Genomic DNA, 19,856 nt, shown 5'->3' on the forward strand with positions numbered 1-19,856 from the left:
TGGAACAAATTCCCTACTGCGACGGGACGTTCAATCTAACCGGTCAGTTCTTTCAATGCTCTAAAAACTGCAGGTCAACCGTTAGTTTATGTTCATGTCCGTAAGCCATGGTATCTTTTTTATTCTCCAGGAGCAACAGGCTCAACTTAAGAAAAAACACGTGGTCATAGAGCGTTTGCAGCTCATTTTCCGTCAAAAATGTTTTGAGATTTACAAATACGATTGTCTTTCTGCAGCCAGCGTCAAGAGCAAATGAAAGGAAATTCAGCAGATTATCAAGGAACGATTTATCTTCTTGAGGCGCTGCACCAAATCCTAAAAACTTGAGGTAGCGCTTCATATCCCATTCTAAACCAAACCCCAAATCGGCATTAAAGCCAAGGTTCAATCCGCCCAAACGCAGCCTTATTGCTCGTTCAGCCTCTTCCACTTGCATGCGCAGGTCTTCGTCTTCTAGAAACTCACGCTCAACCTTCTTGGTGATTGCGGTCATAAATGCGCGGTCATCCCATGGAAGATTCAGCGCATCAGGCACCACCATTAGAGCGCTGCCGGGCTTAATCTCCTCATCGTCTTTCCAAAGGGAGTAAGGTTCCATCGCCTGGCGCCCCAACCCGTTTTGCAAAGAAGTCACAATCCGCGCGAACAGAGCAGAGTTTTCGACTTGCAAAACCGATGTCTCCCCTGCTGTTAGTTCCAGCGAGTTCTCAAGTCCCGAAAACACAAGCCTCATAAAACCAGGAGCTCCTCCATTGTGTCTATCTCCTCATGAGCCTCGCGGTTACCCGCAATGTACTCCATGGTCGAAAACTGAGATTCGGTCACGCGCAAAACCTGTACAAGGCCAGCTGGCGGGCGATGCTTCCTGAGTCTTTGCACCGCGCTTCCTGCCGCCCCATCATTAACAACAAGCTTTGCATACACGGATTCCTGGAGCATAAGATAGCCATCTTTAAGAAGGAATTTGCGGAACACCCGGTAGTCTTTTCTCTGCGCAGGAGTATCGACGGGCAAATCAAAGAAGACGACAAGCCTCATATATCTGATCCTTTCCCCGACACTCATACGACTTCAAACGACTCGATTTCGTCCACCGACAGCTTCCGGTCAAGAGCCTTGAAACAGTCAGCAACATACAGAGAGATTACGGAGCCCACGCGATACGTGCCGCCTCGATACGCGATTCCCTGATTGAGCATGTCGACCAAAAGCAGCTTTGTCTCCTTAGAGAACTCGCCGTCAAAGTTGTCAAACACGATACGGTCTACAAGAGGCCTAAACGGCTCCATAAAATCACAGCTCAAGTTGAACTGGTTAAACTCATTTCTGTGACAAATCCCCGCCTGCGTAAGGTATCCGCGCGCCGCAATCTCGCGATTGACACTCGATAGCAGAATCGCATACCCGTAATTGAGAGCGGCGTTCAAAGGCGTATCGTCATCCCTCGAGAAGGACGAACCAAACAGAGAGCTGAAATACAATCGGGCTGCATGTCCTTCGCGATTCGTCGTATCACCCGAGCGCACCTCGGGAACAAGGCTCTTAAGCTTCTCACCCTGCTCCTCACGCGCACGAGCGTGGAGAACATCGGATTGATGCTTGATTTTGTCGCGCACGATTCGTTGCCATACGCGCTTTTTGATTGGTTCGCCCCACTCAAGCTGCTCCGCAATACGCTTGCTGGTGTTATGGGCCCCGTATAGCGGCAAATACTGCCCAATGGGGTCGCGCTTCTCGTCAGAGACGACAAACGCGACCTTTGCCTTGGCAAGCTCCGAGAGCAGATAAGCGCTTATGAACACTTGGTTGGTCTGAAGGACGACCGACGAAATCTCCGAAAGGTGGACTTTCGCCGTGTCGTCCTCGCGGCGGACAACCATGTAGCCGCCCTTGTACTGCAATTTGCAGGGGCTTGAAATGACAATGTTCCTAAAGCCCGACACGGGTCCTTCTCTCGAACATACCCGTTACGGACTGGTCAATGATAAAGAACGGGGCCGCTGGTTCGTTGATTAGTTTTGACATATCCGTCACCATAGCGCCCGCTTTTGCAGGCCCGCCAATTCCAGAGAGATCAACGACTCGATCTGCGCCGTTTTCAATACGAATTAGGCCAAATGCAAGCTCACGCTGCTGCAACTCATCGAGCACAGAAACGGAAGACAGCCGAGAGAGCTTAAGCTGCCTGGACAACTTTCCACAAGTTGCATTAGCAGCGTGGTCAATCTTGTGCACCAATCCCTCAAGCAAAGGAAGGACGCTTAGTCTTTCATCCTTTTTAGACATATTTAACAGCAACATCTCATCCTGTGAAAACGCCAGTTGAGAACCCGACCTGACCTCCTTTGCGCCGGTAATAATCAGGCGGTCACCATCCACCTCAATCAACTGTTTCTTGTAGATCTTCGACCTCGTGATACCGACGTATTCCAGACCTTCCTTCTCCGCAAGCTCACGCGCGTACTCGCCGAGCGCCGCCGAGTCGCCCTCAATGCGCGCCGCAAGCCACACGGGAACCTGAGAGAACCGGAACACCGGCTTACCCTTCTTTTTGGCCTCATAGATAAAGAAGTACGCAAACTGCTGGCTCGAAAAACCACCGTATTGCTTAGCATCAAGCCCCTGCTTGGTCGACAACTCAAGCTTTGCGCCCATCTTGGGATCACGCGGCGAGTAAATCGTTGCCTTCCAGAATGCACCCGTATCCTCCTGAGGCATCCTCGAGATGTAGCACTGGCGATAGTTGAGCGCACGGCGAATGCTCTCGACCTCTGCCGCTGCATTCCAGCCGTCCGGAAGATACTTTCCCCTATAGCGCTTGACCTCGTCGTCCTCGGTCCAGGCATCGTCAAAGACCTCGCCCGTCTCGGGGTCAAAACCCGCAGTCATAAAACTATTGACGACAAATCCGGCAGATCCAGGCATGCGATGGGTTTTCTTAAACAGCTCAGACTGCTCGCGCACGTATTTCTTAATCACGTGCGAGTAGCCAATGGGGTTCTCATACATTCCCGGGTGGCGCATCTGAATAAACAGGCCCAAGCGGCATGCCAGATAGGCATCATGCGCATGATGAAAATCGTTGGCTTCGCGGCATTTGACCAAGCCGGCCGCCTCACGAAGGTTGTGCGATACGCTCGCCTTAACGGGAACGATCTTCGTTCCCTCGTCGGCATAACGCGCCTCAAGCAAAGCCTGCGCCATCTTGACCATCTGGCTCGTCTCCACGAGCTGGCGCGCGACGAAGCCCTTCATGGCATTCTCGTTTATGGAAGACCTCAGCAGGTTGCGATACTTTTTATCGCCAATAAGCTTAGCCTGATGCAGCTGCTTCCACGTTTCGCCCATCTTCCAGCGAATGCTCTTATCAATCAAAAGCTGGTCGGTCTTGTGCTGGTTCTCCTCGCGGTACACCAGCGCCTTGTTTTCGAGGCTGTCGTCCTTAATGTAGGCGCGCGGGATGATATGGTCGACCTCATACTCGCCCGAGCCCGCCATAAGCTTATTAAGGTCGATAGCGCGACCAGAATACAAGCACTTTCCGTTCTGCATCAAATAGAGGGTCAAGCGCTCGTCAAGGTCCACATTGGCTGCCTTGAGCTCCTTGAAATCGTCCATAACGACCAGGTCACCGCCCTCGGCCTTAAACGCCTTGAGCGCGTCCTCGATGGCATCCCAGCGCTTCGTGGTCCGCTTACCCTTTTTCTTTTCGTCCTCGTCGCGAGTCACCTCAACAAAAACGTTGGCCGGCGCGTGCCCCGCAATCTTTGCAATTTCGTCAACAATGCGAATCGCTTGATTCAGGCTGCGACGAATCGCCGGAGATCCGGGGAGCTCATTAACGCCTAGTGACTTCTCGTTTTCGGCGTAGTATTTGCGATTGTGTTCATCCACTTTTTCCTGGAAGCCCAGCGTATTGTCGTGGAGAATCTCCATCATCACCATAGTCTCGCCCAAGCGGCGCTCTGAGCTGGGGTTTCCTTCTCGCAGCACGTCCATGATGCTCATAGATCGACCGGCTTGTGTATCAATCCTGATACCCGTCAGGAACTTCTCCGACAGACGTCCCCAACCGGTCAGGCGCTTTTTGCAAATCTTTTTAATCTGCTCGGCATCGAGCATTCCGTTGCCACTGGGGCCAAACTCATCCTGCAGTTTTTCCTTAAGGATCGAACGGTCCTCAAACAACGTGTTCCAAAGAATGATCTTCTCGATAACCGGATACTCGGCACGGCTCAACTCGTCCACACCAAAGATGTCTTTGGCAAAGAAGATGTACGAGCCCATCTTCGATTCAAGACCGCTCTCACCCTGGCCGCCGCGGACAACCGGATTTGTCGCGTCGCCCTCTTTTACAAGCCAGTCGGCAATCATCTTGTAGGTAACGCGACGCTTTTTATGGAAAAGCTCGTGAACAATGCCCTCGCGCTGCGCAGCATCTAAGCGTTGCCAATCGTCACCATCTTCGGACCAGCGAACGCCATTGAGTTCGTTCAGAACGCAGAACTCCTCATAGAGCAGAGACTGCTTGGGAAGCACCTTCTCGCCAGCAAGATACGTGCAGTCACCCGTCATGCGCATGATAAAGTTCTCGGCGCTCTTGTTCTTATCGATCACGGTATCCCAGTTCCAAGGCGTGATCGTCGCATCTTCCATGCCGGGCTTGCGCTCGGACCACTGGAATCGATGGTTGCCATGTTTGTCCTGAGCCGCATTTTTAGGCGTCAGCGGTCCCACATAGTACGGAATACGGAACGTGACCAGACTCTCAATCTTTGCAGCCTCGTCCTTAAGGAACGGATAGAAGCGACCCTGGTTTTTGAGAATGGCCTGCAGCTCCTCAAGATGCAGCTGATAGTAGATGGCACCGTTATCACTCGTCTTAAGACGACGCAAAAAGCGCTGCTTGTCGAATGCGTCCATCATGGCGATATAGCGCTCGTCCGTCTCCGCGCCCGTTCCCGCAAAGAGCTTCTTTACGGATTTAGCGAGGTCATCATAAGACAGTTTATGCAGGTCATATGCGGTGTAACCCTGCGCCTTAGAGGCATCGTAGTCGCGCGAGGGGTCATCGCTATTCGAATCATGATAGGTTGCGCCGCGGAAGAAAGACTCATATGAGCCGGGAGCATATTCGCGGACCAAAGTCTTGAGTCGATCAAGATCATTCGCGTAACAATTATATTTTTCGATCATGTTGACCGAGATAGTCTGGCCCTCAGCATAGGACAAAAGCCCCTGCAGCACGTAAGCAGAGTAAACACCGCAAACGGACTCAAGAAGCTCCACGCAGTCATCGGGGCATGCGGCCTGCAGCGCTTCTAGCTTCTCGTCATCCGAAAGCGCGAGCTTAGTTGCCTCGCATTCAAAATCGCCAAACACGTCTTTGAACTCACACTGAAGGCCAACGACAGCGTTCGACAAAGCCTTTGCCAGCTTTTTGTTCGCAGCCGCATCCGCAGTGCCCACTTTTACAAGCGCCTGAATGTCTTTTGCCTTTTGCGAACGAGAAGATCGCTCGTCAGCGAGAATCTTTGCGACAGCGCTTTTATTGATTTTTGTAACATCGTATTCCCTAGACTCGCACCAAGCCTGCAGGGAATCATTGAGGCGCTCGAGGGCATCGGATGTCTTTGCCGTCTTTGCCGTCAGCTTCTCTCCCTGGCGCAAGAAGTTACCGCGATGCTTAACGATGTTATGGATTGCGAGATACACCAATCGAAGATCGACCTGCTCATCGGTGTCCATAAGGTAAGCACGCAGATGATAGATGGTCGGGAAACGATCGTAGTAATCGGCCTTCGTGAAGTCCTTGGTAAAAATCGGATCGCCCTCAATGGTCCGCGACTGGTTGAGTCGCATGAAAAAGCCCGGATCGACCTCACTCATCGCAGGCTCGAACAGCTTTTGCAGCAAGTCAAGGCGCCAGCGGCGGCGCACGTAACGGCGACGCTGCCCACGATGAACGCGCGCCTCGGACGCCAGCTGCGCACTATCGAACAAACGACTGCCCCACGTCGGTTGCTTCTTAAAATGCAGAAGCTTGCCCTGGTCATCGGTCACCGCCCAACCAACGGAGCCGGTTCCCATGTCGAGGCCGATATTGTAGTCGCCAGAGCAGTTTCTTAAATTCATGTCGACCAGCCCTTCCGCGCTGTGTTACAGTTGCCTTGTCGATTACCAGTTACATCGACACTGCGAGTCAAAATACGGCTTTGCCAAAAATGCCTTCCTTGGAAGGCGTCCCGTAGGGGACAATTTGACTTGCCAGAGGGGTTCCATTTGGGACCCCTCTTTTTTTGATACTACTACCGTGGGCGGACATTTTTTAATAGCTATCGGCAAACGTAATGTTGCTCAACGTTCGCGCTGTGAGCATGTGTGTTTAATGGAGTGCCTACGGGTCCTGCCGCCGCATAAAAACGGGGCAGTCCACATTCCCGTGAGCCGCCCCGTGCCTCTGGCTATCACGCCGTCATGTCAACCGGAGCCACTCCCCTACTTACCAAAGATCGCAGCGAACAAGCCCTTGCGTTTGGGCTTCTCCTCTCGGTAGGAACCCTCGACGGCGGCTGCAACCTGGCGCGGTTGCTCGCCGTCTCCACGGCGCACGATCTGGTATAGGAACGGCGATTTAACATATTTGACCTCGACGGGTGTGGCGTGTACGGTGCTCTCACCGGACAGATGCAGGCTCGGATTGAGCGGCGCCACGACATGTGTCTCGCGCTTGTCGCTAAACACCACCGCCGCCGCGCGACCCGTCTGGCCGTTCACGGCAATGCGCACCTGCTCGCCATCGCGGCCATCCGACGCCGGGCGATCGACAAAGTAGACCGGTACCATCACCAGGCCGTCCTTGTGCTTGCGAGCCTTGCGCGCCCACGTGCGGATGCTCTTTCTATTGAGCCCCAGGGTCGCCTCGGCATCGTTGCCTGCAACGTCGAGCGCCAGCTTATCAATAACCACCTGGTCCTTGGTAGACGCATCGACGGAAACGACGCGGAAGTCGCCCTCCTGCATGGCGGGATCGAACGGCCCCACCTTGCCAAAGTCCCACGGCTCCAAAATGCCCATAAGGCGAACGTCCAGGTAGTTTGCCCGCGGATACGCCCAATCGAGTACCTCGTAGTACACCAAGGTCTCCTTGCTCAGCCCCTTGCCTGGGAAGGACGCCATCATGCGCAAGTCCGCGAGTGCCATGGGGAAGTAGAAGAGCATCATGTCATTTTGAATCGCGTCTTCCACGTCGTGCCCGGCAAAGGCGTCGGGGTACTGGCGCACCAGCTGAAGCGCGTTGGCACGTGCCTGCTGCGGCGATATCTCACAGGGGACGCCCTGTTCGGGAACGTATTCGGCACCCACGCCCATGGTCAGGCGCTTGCTAAACGCACCGGGCTTGAGAAGGTCAGCCATACCGATTTTGTTGCCGCAGGACGGGCACTCAAACACGCGCTGGGTCGATGACCCCTCAAAGGACGCGCCGCAGAAGGGGCAGGGAATGCTCACGTGCGTCGCCTCTTGGAACTCCTGCGCCGTGCCGCGATCTTCCCACAGCAGATGCTCCAGAACCGACTGATTGCGCCAGTACGAATTGAAGAAATACCAGTCCGGGTCCTCTGGGCGCTCGAGCTGCGAGACGTGCGTGAGCTTGAGCAGCCCGTCAACCACCGTCAGCGGCGTATGACGGATACCCAGGGCGCTCTTGGGCTCTCCGGCGTCCGCTTGCCACGGAATAACCGTTTCGCAATAGGCGCACTCAAAGCTGCGCTTTGCCTGGTGCGAATACATGGGGCCGCCGCAGTTTTGGCATTTAATGGCAAACATCTCGTCCATGGAAACGTCCTCCTTTGCACAGGGCTGTCGACATTCAGTATGTCGAGCAAATCGGCGCGTGCCCATACCCATGTGGCCCAAAATGGAGCACCCGGTCGGACGGGAAGGAGCAGCGAACTCGAAGGCGCGCGAGCAGTCGTCCCCCTCCGCCTCGCGCCCGTTAGCGCCGGCAGACCATTGCTGCATTTTCTGAGCATCGGTGCACGGCGCCCCCGCGCGAGCTACACTATCCCCTTAAACATGATTGTGAGGACGATCGTTATGCTATTTGTAAATCGGCTGGTACATACGCTTGTTCCCGGCAGCGAAAGCGAGCCGGTCGATACCTCCTGCCGCACCAACGCGGGTTTTGCCGCAAGCCTCATCTGCATCGGCCTCAACATTACCCTGTGCCTAGCCAAGGGCATCGCGGGCCTGCTCGCCGGCTCCGTCTCGCTTATCGCCGATGCCTTCAACAACCTCTCCGACGCCTCGAGCAACATCGTGAGCCTGCTCGGATTCCGCCTTGCCAGCCGCCCGGCCGACGAAGGCCACCCCTACGGCCACGGCCGCTACGAGTACCTCGCCGGCCTGGTTGTCGCCGTCCTGGTTTGCGCCGTCGGCATCAACCTGATCCTGGAGTCGGTCACCAAGATCATCAAGCCCTCGCCCACCGCATATTCGGCGCTCTCCATGGCAGCCCTTATTCTGTCCATGCTCGTCAAGTTTTGGATGGCGGCGTTCAACCGCACGCTGGGCAACCGCATAGATTCCGAGACGCTTATCGCCACGGCGCAGGATTCCAAAAACGACGTCATTACCTCGTCCTCGGTCCTGGCCGCAGCGCTTATTTCGCAGACGACCGGCTTTGACCTCGACGGCTGGGCAGGCCTGGGCGTGGGCATCTTCATCTGCATCAGCGGCATGGGCCTGGTGCGCGACGCCATCAGCCCGCTGTTGGGGCAAGCGCCCGACCCCAAGCTCGTCCAGGCAATCCGCGACAAGATCATGTCGTATCCGCAGGTCCTAGGCACGCACGACCTGATGGTGCACGACTACGGCCCCGGCCGCCAATTTGCCAGTGCGCACGTGGAAATGCCCGGCGAGGGTGATGCGTTTGAGCACCACGAAATCTTGGACACCATCGAGCACGATATCAAACGGCAGATGGGCATCGGTATCACACTGCACTGCGACCCCATCGCCACCACCGGCGACGACCTGCGCGGCTGGGTCAAGCGCGGTGTCATGCAGATCGACCCCGCGCTCTCCATCCACGACTTGCATGAGCACGAGGGGTTCGTTTCGTTTGACCTGGTGCGTCCCGACGGCTTTGACATATCCGACGAGGAGCTGCTGGAGCTCGTCACGCGCATCGTGCACGAGCGCCGGCCCGATGCCTCGTGCGTCGTCACATTTGACTCGGGCTTTAGCTCACCCGAGCGTCCGGCCGAGCAGCTGTAATCGACAGCAAAACGGGACGCAGGACCGCCGACCAACGCGCCTATGCGCCCGGTCACGCGATCCTGCGTCCCGTTTTTGTTTGCACTGCTAAGGCTCTAGCCGCTCGACCGCTAGTTTCCCTGTGCGCCCGAAATGCCGTTTTGCAGGGCATTCCAGGCGTTCGTTGCCATATCGCCCAGGTTCTGTGCGGTATCGCCCAGCTCTTGGGCCTTGTCTCCCAACTCCTGCGCCTTGTTGCTCAGGTCCTCCAGCGTGTTGGAACTCGAGCTGTCCGTGGTGCCCTGGTCGCCGGACGCATTGCCCGACAAGCTGTCTTTGCGCGTGAGCTGAATCTCGAGGTTACCGTTGTCGTTATAGTAGGCAGACGTCACGACCCAGTTGGCGTCGACAACAGGCGTCGAGCCGTCATCGGTCAGAATCACGGCATTCGAAAGATCGGCCCCGCGCGACTTGAGGAGCTTCTTGGCGTTAGACCAGTACTGACCCGGGATATCGCTCAGGTCGACGGCGCCGGACTGGGTCGTCTCGGTCTGCCCTGCCGTGGTATCAGTCGTGGCGCCCCGCTTGTTGAGCATGCCCGACACGATGGCAAACACAACCGACAGGGCAAAGAAGATCGCCAGCACAATCAGGATTTTTTTGATCACGCTCGACGAACGCGAAGACTTCTTCTCCTCGTCCTCGCCATACTGAGGGATAGACTTGGGATACTCACGATACGGCTCGCGCGCATATCGGTCGCGCGACTCGTAGCGCGGCTGTGCCGTGCGCGGCATATATGTCGTCTGCTGAGGTTGCGGAATGGGGTTTTGCAGCAAGTCATCATAAGGGTTTGCCGCCGCGCTTCCGTAGGGACTCTGCGACGAGGCGCCATACGGGTCCTGCGCCGCGTTCCCGTAATTCACAACGCGCGTGGGATCGGCCGACGCCTGCGTCGTATCGGGGGCAGCGTAGCCGGGATTCGGCACGACGCGGGTCTCATCGGCGCCATTGCCCGTCCGCGGGGAGCCGTAGCCACCCATTACGGTCGTCTTATCCTGGTCCATGCAACGATTCCTTTCCGTCGCCCGTAAGCATCAAGTTATCCATGCATTCTACCCGCGCAAAAGCCTATGATGGGCAAAGCCCGCCGGTATCTACAAGACATGCGCGGCCGACGGTCACGAGCGAATCGAGGAACGTCATGGCAAAAAGCAAGCTCATCAAGGACACGACGCGTGCCGAGCGCGAGGAAATCATCAAGCTAGCACTCGCTGGCTGCGGCAACGGCAGCTGCGATAACTGTGGAAGCTGCAGCTTGGGAGCAGGCGATCCATATGGCACCTACCAGCCCTACATTGACGGCGAGATGGAAATCGCCGATATCAACATGATAGTCGCCGAGCGCAACGCCAAACTCTTCGGCCTCCAGCGCGGCTAATGATCCCTTCTTGGGCTGTGCACCAAAAAATGCGCCCATCTACTACGTTTAACCCAAGGGTGCCAACCATAGCCATATTTGTATTAACAAAACCGCAGGTAAACGTCTTGCCGCATTGTTAAAAAACGCTCCATGGTCGGTCCAACCCTGGCAAACGTAGTAGATGGGCGCTTTTCGTGGCGCGGCTGGCCCAGATAGCTTATTTCGGAGCCAATTTGCATCAAAAAGTCCCCGGTGGCGCTGCGTTTTGCGTCACCGGGGACTGTTCAATTTATCCCTCGCGGTCTACCTTACTCATTGGGTACGTACGTGGCCTTGGCTCGCTCGGGCGTTACATCCTGACCGCAGGAATAGTTCGAATCGAAGGCATGCGCAACCAAGTCGTGGGTATCCCATGCCATGCAGTCAAACTCACCAGTATCGAGGACGATGATGTAGCCCTTGCCGTCGTAGTAGAAATGATCCTCGGTGTAGTTATCGTCATCGTCGATGTTGTCCTCAGACACGGAGTCTATATCCGGCTTTGCCGTCTTAATTGCCTGCTTGGCCTCGCTCTTGAGGGTATCAAACGAAAGCCCGTGCTGCGCAAGCGAGTCCTCGAGCGAAACCTGCTCGCCCGTCTTGAGGTTGTAGTACGCCGACCTTGTCACTCGCTCCGATCGATACGGAGGTTGATAGCTATCGGTGTAGGTTCGCACGCAGGCAATATCGCCATCGATCGAGACGATCTCGGCGGTGTACATCATGGTCACGCGACTGTCCTCGTCGTCCATCGAGGCCTGTTTGCTCGCGTCGAGCGTATCCGCGACGAGCTGGACCATATCCTTGTTAAACTTGGCGACGCCCACGCCCTGCCCCTTCACCTGGGGATAGGTCCACGTAGCCGTGATCTGGCACGTGTCATCGGGGGACGGGTCCAGCGGGCCTTCGCCAACCGCTGCCGTAAAGTCGACATCCTGCGTGGCAGAGACGGCCTCGTAGCTCACCTGCGCATCGTCGCCGGCATCCTTCGACTTCAGCTGCTCCAGCGTCGTGGCGACCGTGCCAATGGTGCTGTTAACCGAGCTCTCGTCGGCATACAAGAAACCAAAACCGCCCAAAGAGGCAGAACCGACTTCATTCGGGGCAACAAGGTCGGTCATGGCTTTGAATGACTTGCCGTCGTAGCCAATGAATTTAACTTGGTATTCGTGAGCAGAAGGACCACTTTTGCCAGAGAGATCGCTTTGCTTAATTGCTGTCCCATGGTCATACCACTGCGAAAAACCAATCTTGCCCTCGTATTCATCAAGCCAGACAGACACACACGCCTCCTGATGAGATACGTTTACCTCTGGCGTGTAGACCTTCTCAATCTCGCCATTCTTATACGCCCAGACCTCAAGATGCGCAGCGGCTGCGTTATCCCCACGGTCCACCGGTTCATCGGAATACTCAATCAGCAGCTCATCTTGACCATCGCCATCAAAGTCAATGAGCTTGGCGTAAGCAAGACCCTGGGCTCCATACGCATATTCATCGAACCCGACAGCCTCGCCCTCGCCGTACTTCTTTTGGTACTCGAGAATCTTATCGGTGAACAGCTCATCTGCCGTCTTGACCGCCGCCTTGGCAGACGCCTTGGCCTCCTTCTTGGACTGCGTGAGCTCGACATTCTTGGGGGCGTCCGAACCTTCCTTGGTATAGTCGACCTTCATGGTGGTCGTGCTCTTCTTTTTGCCCTTGCCCGAGGTGATGGTCATCTGGTACTTCTGATCGGGCAGCTCACCAAAGTCCTCCATGGTAAAGCCGTCCTCGCCATCGACCTTAATGGTGCAGCTCTTACCCTTGCCGGACACCGGCGCCAGCTCGACGGTATAGCTCTTGAGCTTTTTACCCTTGCTGTTCTTGGGGAGAATCTTGGTCTCGCATGCGCAGACAACGTAGCCCTTGCCACCCGAAGTTACCTCGGAAGATGCGCCGATACGCGGCACGATCACGATAGCGGCGACAATGGCGACAACGGCAACACCGCCGATAACGGCAGCGACGATACGGCCCTTGTGCTTGGGTTTCTTTGGCTGCGGCGTCGGAACAAACGGTTGAGCGACCTCGGCTGACTTGGTCATAGATTCCTCATAACGAGACTGCACCTCCATATGAGCCGAGGCACCCTGAAGAGCGTGCCGTCCCGCAGGGTCGCCCACCGGCGCACCCCCTACCGGAAACGCCACAGGCTCCGCCTGGTCCTCAACTCCGTCCACGCGTGCTCCGCAGCTCGTGCAAAACATGGAGCCATCGGGTATCTGAGCTCCGCACTTGGTGCAATACATCGCATCTCCCGTCTCTTGTTGCAGCCGCAATGCGCCCGCGCAATTCTTCCAACTACACCGTACGGGAGAAATAGTGATTCTTGTTGCGCAACATTGTCGCCGTCCTAAAATGATCCTTCCGTCCCCTTGGGAACAAAAAGCCCCGCCGGGCCTTGGTGGCGCGGCGGGGCGGGCAAGCGGCTATGAGCAGCAGGCTTAGAACAGGCCGGTGATGTTGCCATCGTTGTCGACGTCGATGTTCTCGGCCGCGGGAACCTTGGGCAGGCCAGGCATGGTCAGAACGCTGCCGGTCAGCGCGACCACAAAGTGGGCACCGGCGGAAACCTTGAGCTCGCGCACGGTGATGCGGAAGCCCTCGGGAGCGCCCAGCGCCTTGGCGTTGTCGCTAAAGCTGTACTGGGTCTTGGCAACGCACACCGGCAGGTTGCCAAAGCCGTTCTCGCGCAGCTCGGCGAGCTGGCGCTTGGCAGCCGGCGTAAAGTCGACGCCATCGGCGCGGTAGACCTTAGTGGCGACAGCCTCGAGGGCGTCGGCCACATCGGCACCGTCCTCGTAGGCAAACTTGAGCTCGCTCGGCTGCTCGATCAGGCGCATGACCTCATCGGCCAGGTCGAGCGCGCCCTCGCCGCCCTTGGCCCAGACCTCGGACAGTTTAACGTTGACGCCCAGCTTCTGACACTCGGACTCGATGAGCTCGAGCTCGGCCTCGGTGTCCGTCGGGAAGCGGTTGATGGCGACCACGCAGGGTAGACCGTAGACGTTCTGGATGTTGTCGACGTGGCGCAGCAGGTTGGGCATGCCGGCCTTGAGGGCCTCGAGGTTCTCGTCGTTGAGGTCGGCCTTGGCAACACCGCCGTTGTACTTAAGCGCGCGGGCAGTGGCGACGACCACGACAGCGCTGGGGCGAACGCCCGTCATGCGGCACTTGATGTCGAGGAACTTTTCGGCACCCAGGTCGGCACCAAAGCCGGCCTCGGTAATGGCGACATCGCCAAAACGCATAGCCATACGCGTGGCCATGATGGAGTTGCAGCCGTGGGCGATATTGGCGAAGGGACCGCCGTGGACAAACGCGGGCGTGCCCTCAAGTGTCTGAACCAGGTTGGGTTTGAGCGCGTCCTTGAGCAGGGCCGCCATGGCGCCCTGAGCCTTGAGGTCACGGGCGCGGACGGGCTCACCGGCAAAGCTGTAGCCGACAACGATCTCGCCCAGGCGCTCCTTAAGATCGTTGATGCTCGTGGACAGGCACAAAATCGCCATGACCTCGGAGGCAACGGTGATATCGAAGCCGTCCTCGCGCGGCACGCCCTGGGCCTTGCCGCCAATACCGTCGATGACATGGCGCAGCTGACGGTCGTTCATGTCGACAACGCGCTTCCAAGTGATGCGCTTAACGTCGATGCCGAGCTGGTTGCCCTGCTGAATATGGTTGTCGAGCATGGCTGCCAGCAGGTTATTGGCGGCACCAATAGCATGGAAGTCGCCGGTAAAGTGCAGGTTGATGTCCTCCATGGGGATGACCTGCGCCCAGCCGCCACCGGCGGCACCGCCCTTCACGCCAAACACGGGACCGAGCGAAGGCTCGCGCAGGGCCACGGCGCTCTTAATGCCGCGACGGCGCAGGCCATCGGCCAGACCGATGGTCGTGGTGGTCTTACCCTCGCCCGCAGGCGTGGGGTTGATAGCGGTCACGAGGACGAGCTTGGCCTGGTGATCAGTCGGCTCGTTGAGCAGTGAATAGTCGACCTTAGCCTTGTCGAAGCCGTACGGAATAAGGTGCTTAACGTCGACGCCGGCGTTCTTGGCCACCTCGGTAATAGGCAGCGGCGTGACAGAACGTGCGATTTCGATGTCAGTAGGCATGGGCGGTCCTTTCGTTACCGAATGAGAAAAAGACCAATTCAGCATAGCACGGGCGCGCAATAGTAAAACGCCCATAACCGATGAACGGCGATATGTTTACCCGATGCCCAGCGATAGCTCAACAGCCCGCCAAAACAAAGCGCCCTAAACGGTAGGTTCAATCCCCAGGTGCTCAAAGGTGCGAAGGGTTGCCTGACGGCCCTGCGGCGTACGAATCATCAACCCGCACTGCAGCAAATAGGGCTCATAGACATCCTCGAGCGTGCCCGGGTCCTCGCCCACCGCGCTGGCAAGGGTCGTAAGTCCCACGGCGCGACCGGAGAACGTCTTAGCGAGCGTCTCCAAAATGCGAATATCCATCCAGTCCAGACCGAGCTCATCGATCTCGAAGAACTCGAGCGCCTGGCGGCAGATATCGAGCTCTATAGGGCCGTTGCCACGCACCTGTGCGTAATCGCGCACGCGCTTGAGCAGGCGGTTGGCAAGACGTGGCGTGCCGCGCGAACGCGAGCCGATCTCGAGCGCGCTCGGATGGTCAATCGTCACGCCCAAGATAGTCGCCGAGCGCGTCACAATCTGCGCGAGCTCCTCGACCGTGTAGTAATCCAGGCGATACGAAATGCCAAAGCGGTCGCGCAACGGACCGGTCAACATACCTGAGCGGGTCGTTGCCGCTACCAGCGTAAACTTGGGGATATCCAGGCGAATCGAGCGCGCCGCCGGACCCTTGCCAATCACGATATCGAGGGCAAAGTCCTCCATCGCGGGATACAGGACCTCCTCGACCGAACGGTTGAGGCGGTGGATCTCGTCGATAAACAGCACATCACCCGGCTGCAAGTTGGTAAGGATGGCCGCCAGATCGCCCGTGCGCGCGATGGCGGGGCCACTCGTGGTCTTGATCTGAGCACCCAGCTCGTTGGCGATAACGGTGGCCAGCGTGGTCTTGCCCAGGCCCGGAGGGCCCGAGAAGATCACGTGGTCGAGCGTCTCGCCACGGCTCTGTGCCGCTTCGATCAACACGCGCAGGCTCTGTTTGATGTGCTCCTGGCCGCAGTAGTCATTCAAGCGCTGGGGACGCAGGGTACGGTCGACATCGAGGTCCTCGGCCGTCAGCTCCGAGCCCACCATGCGCTCGCCGTGCGCCATGGATGCCGCCGGCGAGTTGCCGGGCGTCGCCCACAGGTCCTGAGAGTCATCGGCTTCCCACATCACGCATCCATTCCGAGTCGCTTAAGCGCCGCGCCGAGCAGATCCTCGACACGCATATTCTGCCCATCATACCCGCTCAGGGCAACATCGGTCTCCTGCGGGCTAAAGCCCATGGAAAGGAGCGCCGCACGGGCGTCATCGATGGCCGAGGGAGCGGCAGCGGGCACGGGCATCGCAACCTGGCCGGGAATCACGTCGACCGGCACAAAGCCCTTGTCCTTGGCAAAGGTGCTCTTGAGCTCCAGGATCAGACGCTGAGCTGTCTTTTTGCCCACACCGGGCACCTTGGCCATGCCCTTGTCGTCCTCGGCCATCACCAGCGAATACAATTGCCCCACGGTATAGGTGGAAAGCACGGCGAGCGCCAAGCGCGGGCCAACGCCCGAGACAGACACGAGCCGATCGAACATCGTGCGCTCATCCTTAGAGGAAAAACCGAAAAGTGTCATGGCGTCCTCGCGCACCTGCATACGCGTGTAGAGGCGGACCTCGCCGCCGGGCGTCGGCAACGTGGCCGCAGTGCTGCCCGAGATGCCGAGCTCAAAGCCAACGCCCGACACATCGACGACAGCAGAGCTCATCGTGGCCTCGACAAGCGTTCCGTGGAGCTGGGAGATCATCAGTATCCGGTTCCTCTCTGTTGATAGAACTCGCCGCCGGTAAGCGCCCGGGTGCGGCTGAGGTTAACGTGGCAGATGGCGCAGGCCAGGGCATCGGCGGCATGGTCGGGATGCGGGTCGTGATCGAGCTGCGTGAGCGTGCGCACCATGTAGGCGACCTGCCGCTTATCTGCGGCACCGGTACCCACCACAGCCTGCTTGATCTGCATAGGCGTGTACTCGCCGATCTCGAGCGCGCACTCCGAAAGCGCCACGAGCGCGGCACCGCGGGCATGTGCCGTGGGGATTGCCGAGCGGACATTAGCGCCAAAGTAGATGCTCTCGATGGCAGCGGTATCGGGTCGATAACGCTCCACGACACCCTTGAGGTCGCGGGCGATATGCGACAGGCGCACCGCGAGCGGACTTCCGGCGCTGGTCTCGATACAACCGTAGGCACGGCAGCGAACCTCGCCACGCCGCTCCTCGATAATCCCCCAACCCGTATGGGCCAAACCGGGGTCAATGCCCAAGATAACCAAGCCAACCTCCCCTCGCCACAAGCACAGCGCAAGACAAGGCCCCGCGCATCATTCACGAACGTCTGTTCTAGAATAACACAACGGGGCCAAGATGCTCAGTTGAAGTGTCAGGGTTGGAAGCGAATCCTACCCCCAGTTTAGTTCTGCGAGAAGAATGGGAACTGTCGGGGATCCACCGGCGGATGCGGCATCGGACCATCCTGGGGACCACCTTGCGAGCCGCCCTGACCGCCCATCATCTTATCGATGGCGTCCTGAACCTCGCCCTCGAACTTTTTCATTCCCTCGTGCAAACGACGCTGACCGTCCTCGGAGCGCAGCTCCTCCATCTGCTCGGGCGAAATACCCAGTAGCTCGCCCAGCACGCCCATCATCTCGTTTCGCATGCGCTCACTCGTATCCTCGTCAGCAAAACGGCGCACCTCGGCGCGCGCCAGCGAATCGACCGACATACGCTCCTTGCCATTAAGCCCCAGGTCGGACCAGGCGAGCATGTACGGCCAAGAGCGCTCGGCAAACGAGCGGGACGAGACGATCGGTGCCGTCGGCAATATGCGGCGGGCAGCCTCACCCTGTCGAACGAGCATCAGCAGCAGCGAGCAGGCCTCAGGCTTGCCAGCGGCCATCGGGATGTCGTCGAAAGATCGATTGCGGTCCACGTGCGCCTCGAGCGCACCATCGACCTCACCCGGTTCGAGCCCACCGAGCAGCTGCGCCGCGCGGTCGAGCATGTCGACCGGACCGTCGAGCGTCGAGAGCGCTTGCGCCAGCACGCGTTCCATGCAATCCTCCACCGCGTTGAGCGTCACGAGCTCTTGGGGCACCACGGCAGACGTGCGGTTGCGCACACGTGCCACAAACTCAAGCGTCGACAGATACACATCGCCAAAGGGCGCAAAGCCGCCCTGGTAGCCGCCGGAAAGGGCGGGCGCCGCCAGCGCGTACTCGGTTTTGGACAGCGGGCTCAGCGCCATCGCACCCAGCTCGAGCGCCGTGTCCTCCAGCATGAGGCCCAACGTGCGCGAGCGCAGACGCTCGGCATCGCCCGCCGACACGTCGCGATCGAGCACACGCGCCGCATCCGGTGCATCGCGCTCGACGGTGCGAATGTGCAGACGCTCGGCGATGGCGCGGACGGCGGCACAGCGGGCGGCCTCCACCTCCTCCTGCGCCGGCGTAAAAATACGGTTGCGCCCCAGCACCAGGCCAATCACATTACGCGGGCCCAGAGCGTCGACGGCCAGCGCCGCCAGCAGGGACGACGGCAAGTCACCCTCGAGTGCCACCACAGCACGCGACGCACCGTGGGCTCGGGCGTTGTCGCGCACAGCGAGCACCAGCGCCTGCCACAGCCACTCCTCGGAACGAAACTCGGGCAGTTCGTGATCTTCCAGGGCATCGAGCATCACGCCGCGCTGAATCTCCTGAGCCAGCAGGCTCTCCTCAAAACACGGCGCCTGGGCCACCACGCGGCCGCAGTCGTCGAGCACAAACGAACCGCCGGTATACACCGACTCGTCATAGGCACCGACCGGCGCCATGCAGGCAAACCACACGCTGCGCTTGGATGCGATCTTGCGGTAGGCGCCGCTGCGAACGGCGGCAATGGCAGCAGTCTCGCGGTCGGTCATGTCAAACGCGTTGAATTGGAAATACGCAATGAGGTCGACGCCAGTCGGCAGCATCTCGAGTTCGCGGTCCAGGTCAAACACCACGGCAATGCGCACGCCGTCCACGTCAAACACCGGCGGCGCCCAGCGCGTATCATTGTTCTCGCCGCGCTGCAGGGCAATGCTTGCGCGCGCGGGCACCACGCGTCCGTCCTTAAGCATCATATAGTCGAGCAGGGGCTGGCCCTCAAACGAAACCGCCGCGGGCACGATGCAGATCATGTCGAGCTCCTGGATGCGTTCGGCAACGCCCGTCAGGCCCGTCAGCATATCGTGCTCAAAGTCGGCAGCGCCCACCAGGCCGCCCGGTATGGCGCCCATAAAGAGCGGGGCCGGAACGCACAGCACGCGCGCGCCACGCTCATGGGCCAGACGAGCCTGGTCCTCGATGCGGCCGCAAATGCCCTCAATATCACCCAGGCGCATATCGATCTGTGCAAGTGCGAGCTTCATGGCCCAGCCCTTTCCGTCGTAAATCGTCGTTGTCGTAGTAAAAGCGCCGGCCGCATAATGCAGCCGGCGCTCGCATGTGCATATGCTAGCTATGATACCCCGAGCGGGGGCGCGCTCCTAGAACGTCGCGGACCACAGCCCATGCAGGTTGCAGTAGGCATAGATAGTACCGGTCTTGGAGCCGCCAGCGAAAAACGTCGTGGGCTTCATGCCGGGCTTAAGGTAATGGACCTCCAGGCGGCCCTCGGCCTCAAGCGCAATCCACTCGATGTAATGCTCGGGCAGCATGGGATGCTCCGTCGAGCCCACGCGCGTGCGGATAACGTGGCCGTCGCGCTCGATCTCGACGACGGGCACGTGCTTCTCGTGCGCTGCATCCTCGGTGTTCGCGGTCAACTCCGTGCAGCCGGCAGGGGTCGCAACGTCGTCGCCAAGAGCCGCAATGAGCTTGCCATCGGAATCCTTAAAGAATTTCGCCATGATGTTCTCCTTTGCTGATGTGCCAA

The 19,856-nt window shown here is 58.4% G+C and carries 15 protein-coding genes; 2 read left to right on the forward strand and 13 right to left on the reverse strand.

Annotated elements, in window-relative coordinates; all coding sequences use genetic code 11:
* Positions 1-52: 52 nt before the first annotated feature.
* The 5 genes from csn2 to DW112_RS00640 form a co-directional block, all read right to left on the reverse strand.
* Positions 53-733, reverse strand: a complete 681-nt coding sequence (gene csn2 / locus DW112_RS00620) for a type II-A CRISPR-associated protein Csn2 (protein WP_117637332.1) — start codon at positions 731-733, stop codon at positions 53-55.
* Positions 730-1,038 (reverse strand): CRISPR-associated endonuclease Cas2, encoded by a 309-nt coding sequence (cas2, locus tag DW112_RS00625; protein WP_117637333.1) that lies wholly within the window; start codon positions 1,036-1,038, stop codon positions 730-732. The genes csn2 and cas2 overlap by 4 nt, the downstream gene beginning before the upstream one ends.
* Positions 1,039-1,061: 23 nt before the next feature.
* The gene (gene cas1, locus DW112_RS00630) at positions 1,062-1,943 is read right to left on the reverse strand and encodes a type II CRISPR-associated endonuclease Cas1 (RefSeq protein ID WP_117637334.1); all 882 of its coding nucleotides are present in this window, start codon (positions 1,941-1,943) and stop codon (positions 1,062-1,064) included.
* Positions 1,930-6,135 carry a type II CRISPR RNA-guided endonuclease Cas9 gene (cas9, locus tag DW112_RS00635; protein WP_118328124.1) on the reverse strand — a complete coding sequence of 1,402 codons (4,206 nt, stop codon included), beginning with the start codon at positions 6,133-6,135 and terminating at the stop codon, positions 1,930-1,932. The genes cas1 and cas9 overlap by 14 nt, the downstream gene beginning before the upstream one ends.
* Positions 6,136-6,498: 363 nt before the next feature.
* Positions 6,499-7,836 carry a hypothetical protein gene (locus DW112_RS00640; RefSeq protein ID WP_118328125.1) on the reverse strand — a complete coding sequence of 446 codons (1,338 nt, stop codon included), beginning with the start codon at positions 7,834-7,836 and terminating at the stop codon, positions 6,499-6,501.
* Positions 7,837-8,097: 261 nt separating this feature from the next.
* Between DW112_RS00640 and DW112_RS00645 the strand changes: the two genes are divergently transcribed.
* Complete coding sequence (locus tag DW112_RS00645; protein ID WP_118328126.1) at positions 8,098-9,279, forward strand: cation diffusion facilitator family transporter; 1,182 nt, start codon at positions 8,098-8,100, stop codon at positions 9,277-9,279.
* 110 nt (positions 9,280-9,389) lie between these two features.
* Here the strand turns inward: DW112_RS00645 and DW112_RS00650 are convergent, their stop codons facing one another.
* On the reverse strand, positions 9,390-10,325 hold the full coding sequence (locus DW112_RS00650; RefSeq protein ID WP_118328127.1) for a hypothetical protein: 936 nt from the start codon (positions 10,323-10,325) through the stop codon (positions 9,390-9,392).
* 137 nt (positions 10,326-10,462) lie between these two features.
* On the opposite strand from DW112_RS00650, the gene DW112_RS00655 reads away from it, so the two are divergent.
* Entirely contained in the window at positions 10,463-10,699 is a 237-nt protein-coding gene (locus tag DW112_RS00655) for a hypothetical protein (protein ID WP_118328128.1), read from the forward strand.
* A gap of 290 nt (positions 10,700-10,989) precedes the next feature.
* Here DW112_RS00655 and DW112_RS00660 read toward each other — a convergent pair whose 3' ends face one another.
* The 7 genes from DW112_RS00660 to DW112_RS00690 form a co-directional block, all read right to left on the reverse strand.
* Positions 10,990-13,011, reverse strand: a complete 2,022-nt coding sequence (locus DW112_RS00660) for a zinc ribbon domain-containing protein (RefSeq protein ID WP_118328129.1) — start codon at positions 13,009-13,011, stop codon at positions 10,990-10,992.
* Positions 13,012-13,206: 195 nt separating this feature from the next.
* Complete coding sequence (locus tag DW112_RS00665; protein WP_118328130.1) at positions 13,207-14,874, reverse strand: formate--tetrahydrofolate ligase; 1,668 nt, start codon at positions 14,872-14,874, stop codon at positions 13,207-13,209.
* 144 nt (positions 14,875-15,018) lie between these two features.
* The gene (gene ruvB, locus DW112_RS00670; protein ID WP_118328131.1) at positions 15,019-16,086 is read right to left on the reverse strand and encodes a Holliday junction branch migration DNA helicase RuvB; all 1,068 of its coding nucleotides are present in this window, start codon (positions 16,084-16,086) and stop codon (positions 15,019-15,021) included.
* The gene (ruvA, locus tag DW112_RS00675; protein WP_055310211.1) at positions 16,086-16,706 is read right to left on the reverse strand and encodes a Holliday junction branch migration protein RuvA; all 621 of its coding nucleotides are present in this window, start codon (positions 16,704-16,706) and stop codon (positions 16,086-16,088) included. Before ruvA ends, ruvB begins: the two co-directional genes overlap by 1 nt.
* Complete coding sequence (gene ruvC / locus DW112_RS00680; protein ID WP_035137351.1) at positions 16,706-17,227, reverse strand: crossover junction endodeoxyribonuclease RuvC; 522 nt, start codon at positions 17,225-17,227, stop codon at positions 16,706-16,708. The genes ruvA and ruvC overlap by 1 nt, the downstream gene beginning before the upstream one ends.
* Before the next feature lie 137 nt (positions 17,228-17,364).
* Positions 17,365-19,350 (reverse strand): hypothetical protein, encoded by a 1,986-nt coding sequence (locus tag DW112_RS00685; protein ID WP_118328132.1) that lies wholly within the window; start codon positions 19,348-19,350, stop codon positions 17,365-17,367.
* Positions 19,351-19,467: 117 nt separating this feature from the next.
* Positions 19,468-19,830 (reverse strand): desulfoferrodoxin family protein, encoded by a 363-nt coding sequence (locus tag DW112_RS00690; protein ID WP_118328133.1) that lies wholly within the window; start codon positions 19,828-19,830, stop codon positions 19,468-19,470.
* Between the last annotated feature and the right edge of the window lie 26 nt (positions 19,831-19,856).

The sequence above is a fragment of the Collinsella sp. AM09-41 genome (assembly GCF_003473245.1).
Taxonomy (GTDB): domain Bacteria; phylum Actinomycetota; class Coriobacteriia; order Coriobacteriales; family Coriobacteriaceae; genus Collinsella.

Coding starts and splice junctions, on each gene's coding strand:
- csn2 (WP_117637332.1), bottom strand. CDS start 733: ATGAGGCTTGTGTTTTCGGGACTTGAGAACTCGCTGGAACTAACAGCA.
- cas2 (WP_117637333.1), bottom strand. CDS start 1,038: ATGAGGCTTGTCGTCTTCTTTGATTTGCCCGTCGATACTCCTGCGCAG.
- cas9 (WP_118328124.1), bottom strand. CDS start 6,135: ATGAATTTAAGAAACTGCTCTGGCGACTACAATATCGGCCTCGACATG.
- DW112_RS00640 (WP_118328125.1), bottom strand. CDS start 7,836: ATGGACGAGATGTTTGCCATTAAATGCCAAAACTGCGGCGGCCCCATG.
- DW112_RS00645 (WP_118328126.1), top strand. CDS start 8,098: ATGCTATTTGTAAATCGGCTGGTACATACGCTTGTTCCCGGCAGCGAA.
- DW112_RS00650 (WP_118328127.1), bottom strand. CDS start 10,325: ATGGACCAGGATAAGACGACCGTAATGGGTGGCTACGGCTCCCCGCGG.
- DW112_RS00655 (WP_118328128.1), top strand. CDS start 10,463: ATGGCAAAAAGCAAGCTCATCAAGGACACGACGCGTGCCGAGCGCGAG.
- DW112_RS00660 (WP_118328129.1), bottom strand. CDS start 13,011: ATGTATTGCACCAAGTGCGGAGCTCAGATACCCGATGGCTCCATGTTT.
- DW112_RS00665 (WP_118328130.1), bottom strand. CDS start 14,874: ATGCCTACTGACATCGAAATCGCACGTTCTGTCACGCCGCTGCCTATT.
- ruvB (WP_118328131.1), bottom strand. CDS start 16,086: ATGTGGGAAGCCGATGACTCTCAGGACCTGTGGGCGACGCCCGGCAAC.
- ruvA (WP_055310211.1), bottom strand. CDS start 16,706: ATGATCTCCCAGCTCCACGGAACGCTTGTCGAGGCCACGATGAGCTCT.
- DW112_RS00685 (WP_118328132.1), bottom strand. CDS start 19,350: ATGAAGCTCGCACTTGCACAGATCGATATGCGCCTGGGTGATATTGAG.
- DW112_RS00690 (WP_118328133.1), bottom strand. CDS start 19,830: ATGGCGAAATTCTTTAAGGATTCCGATGGCAAGCTCATTGCGGCTCTT.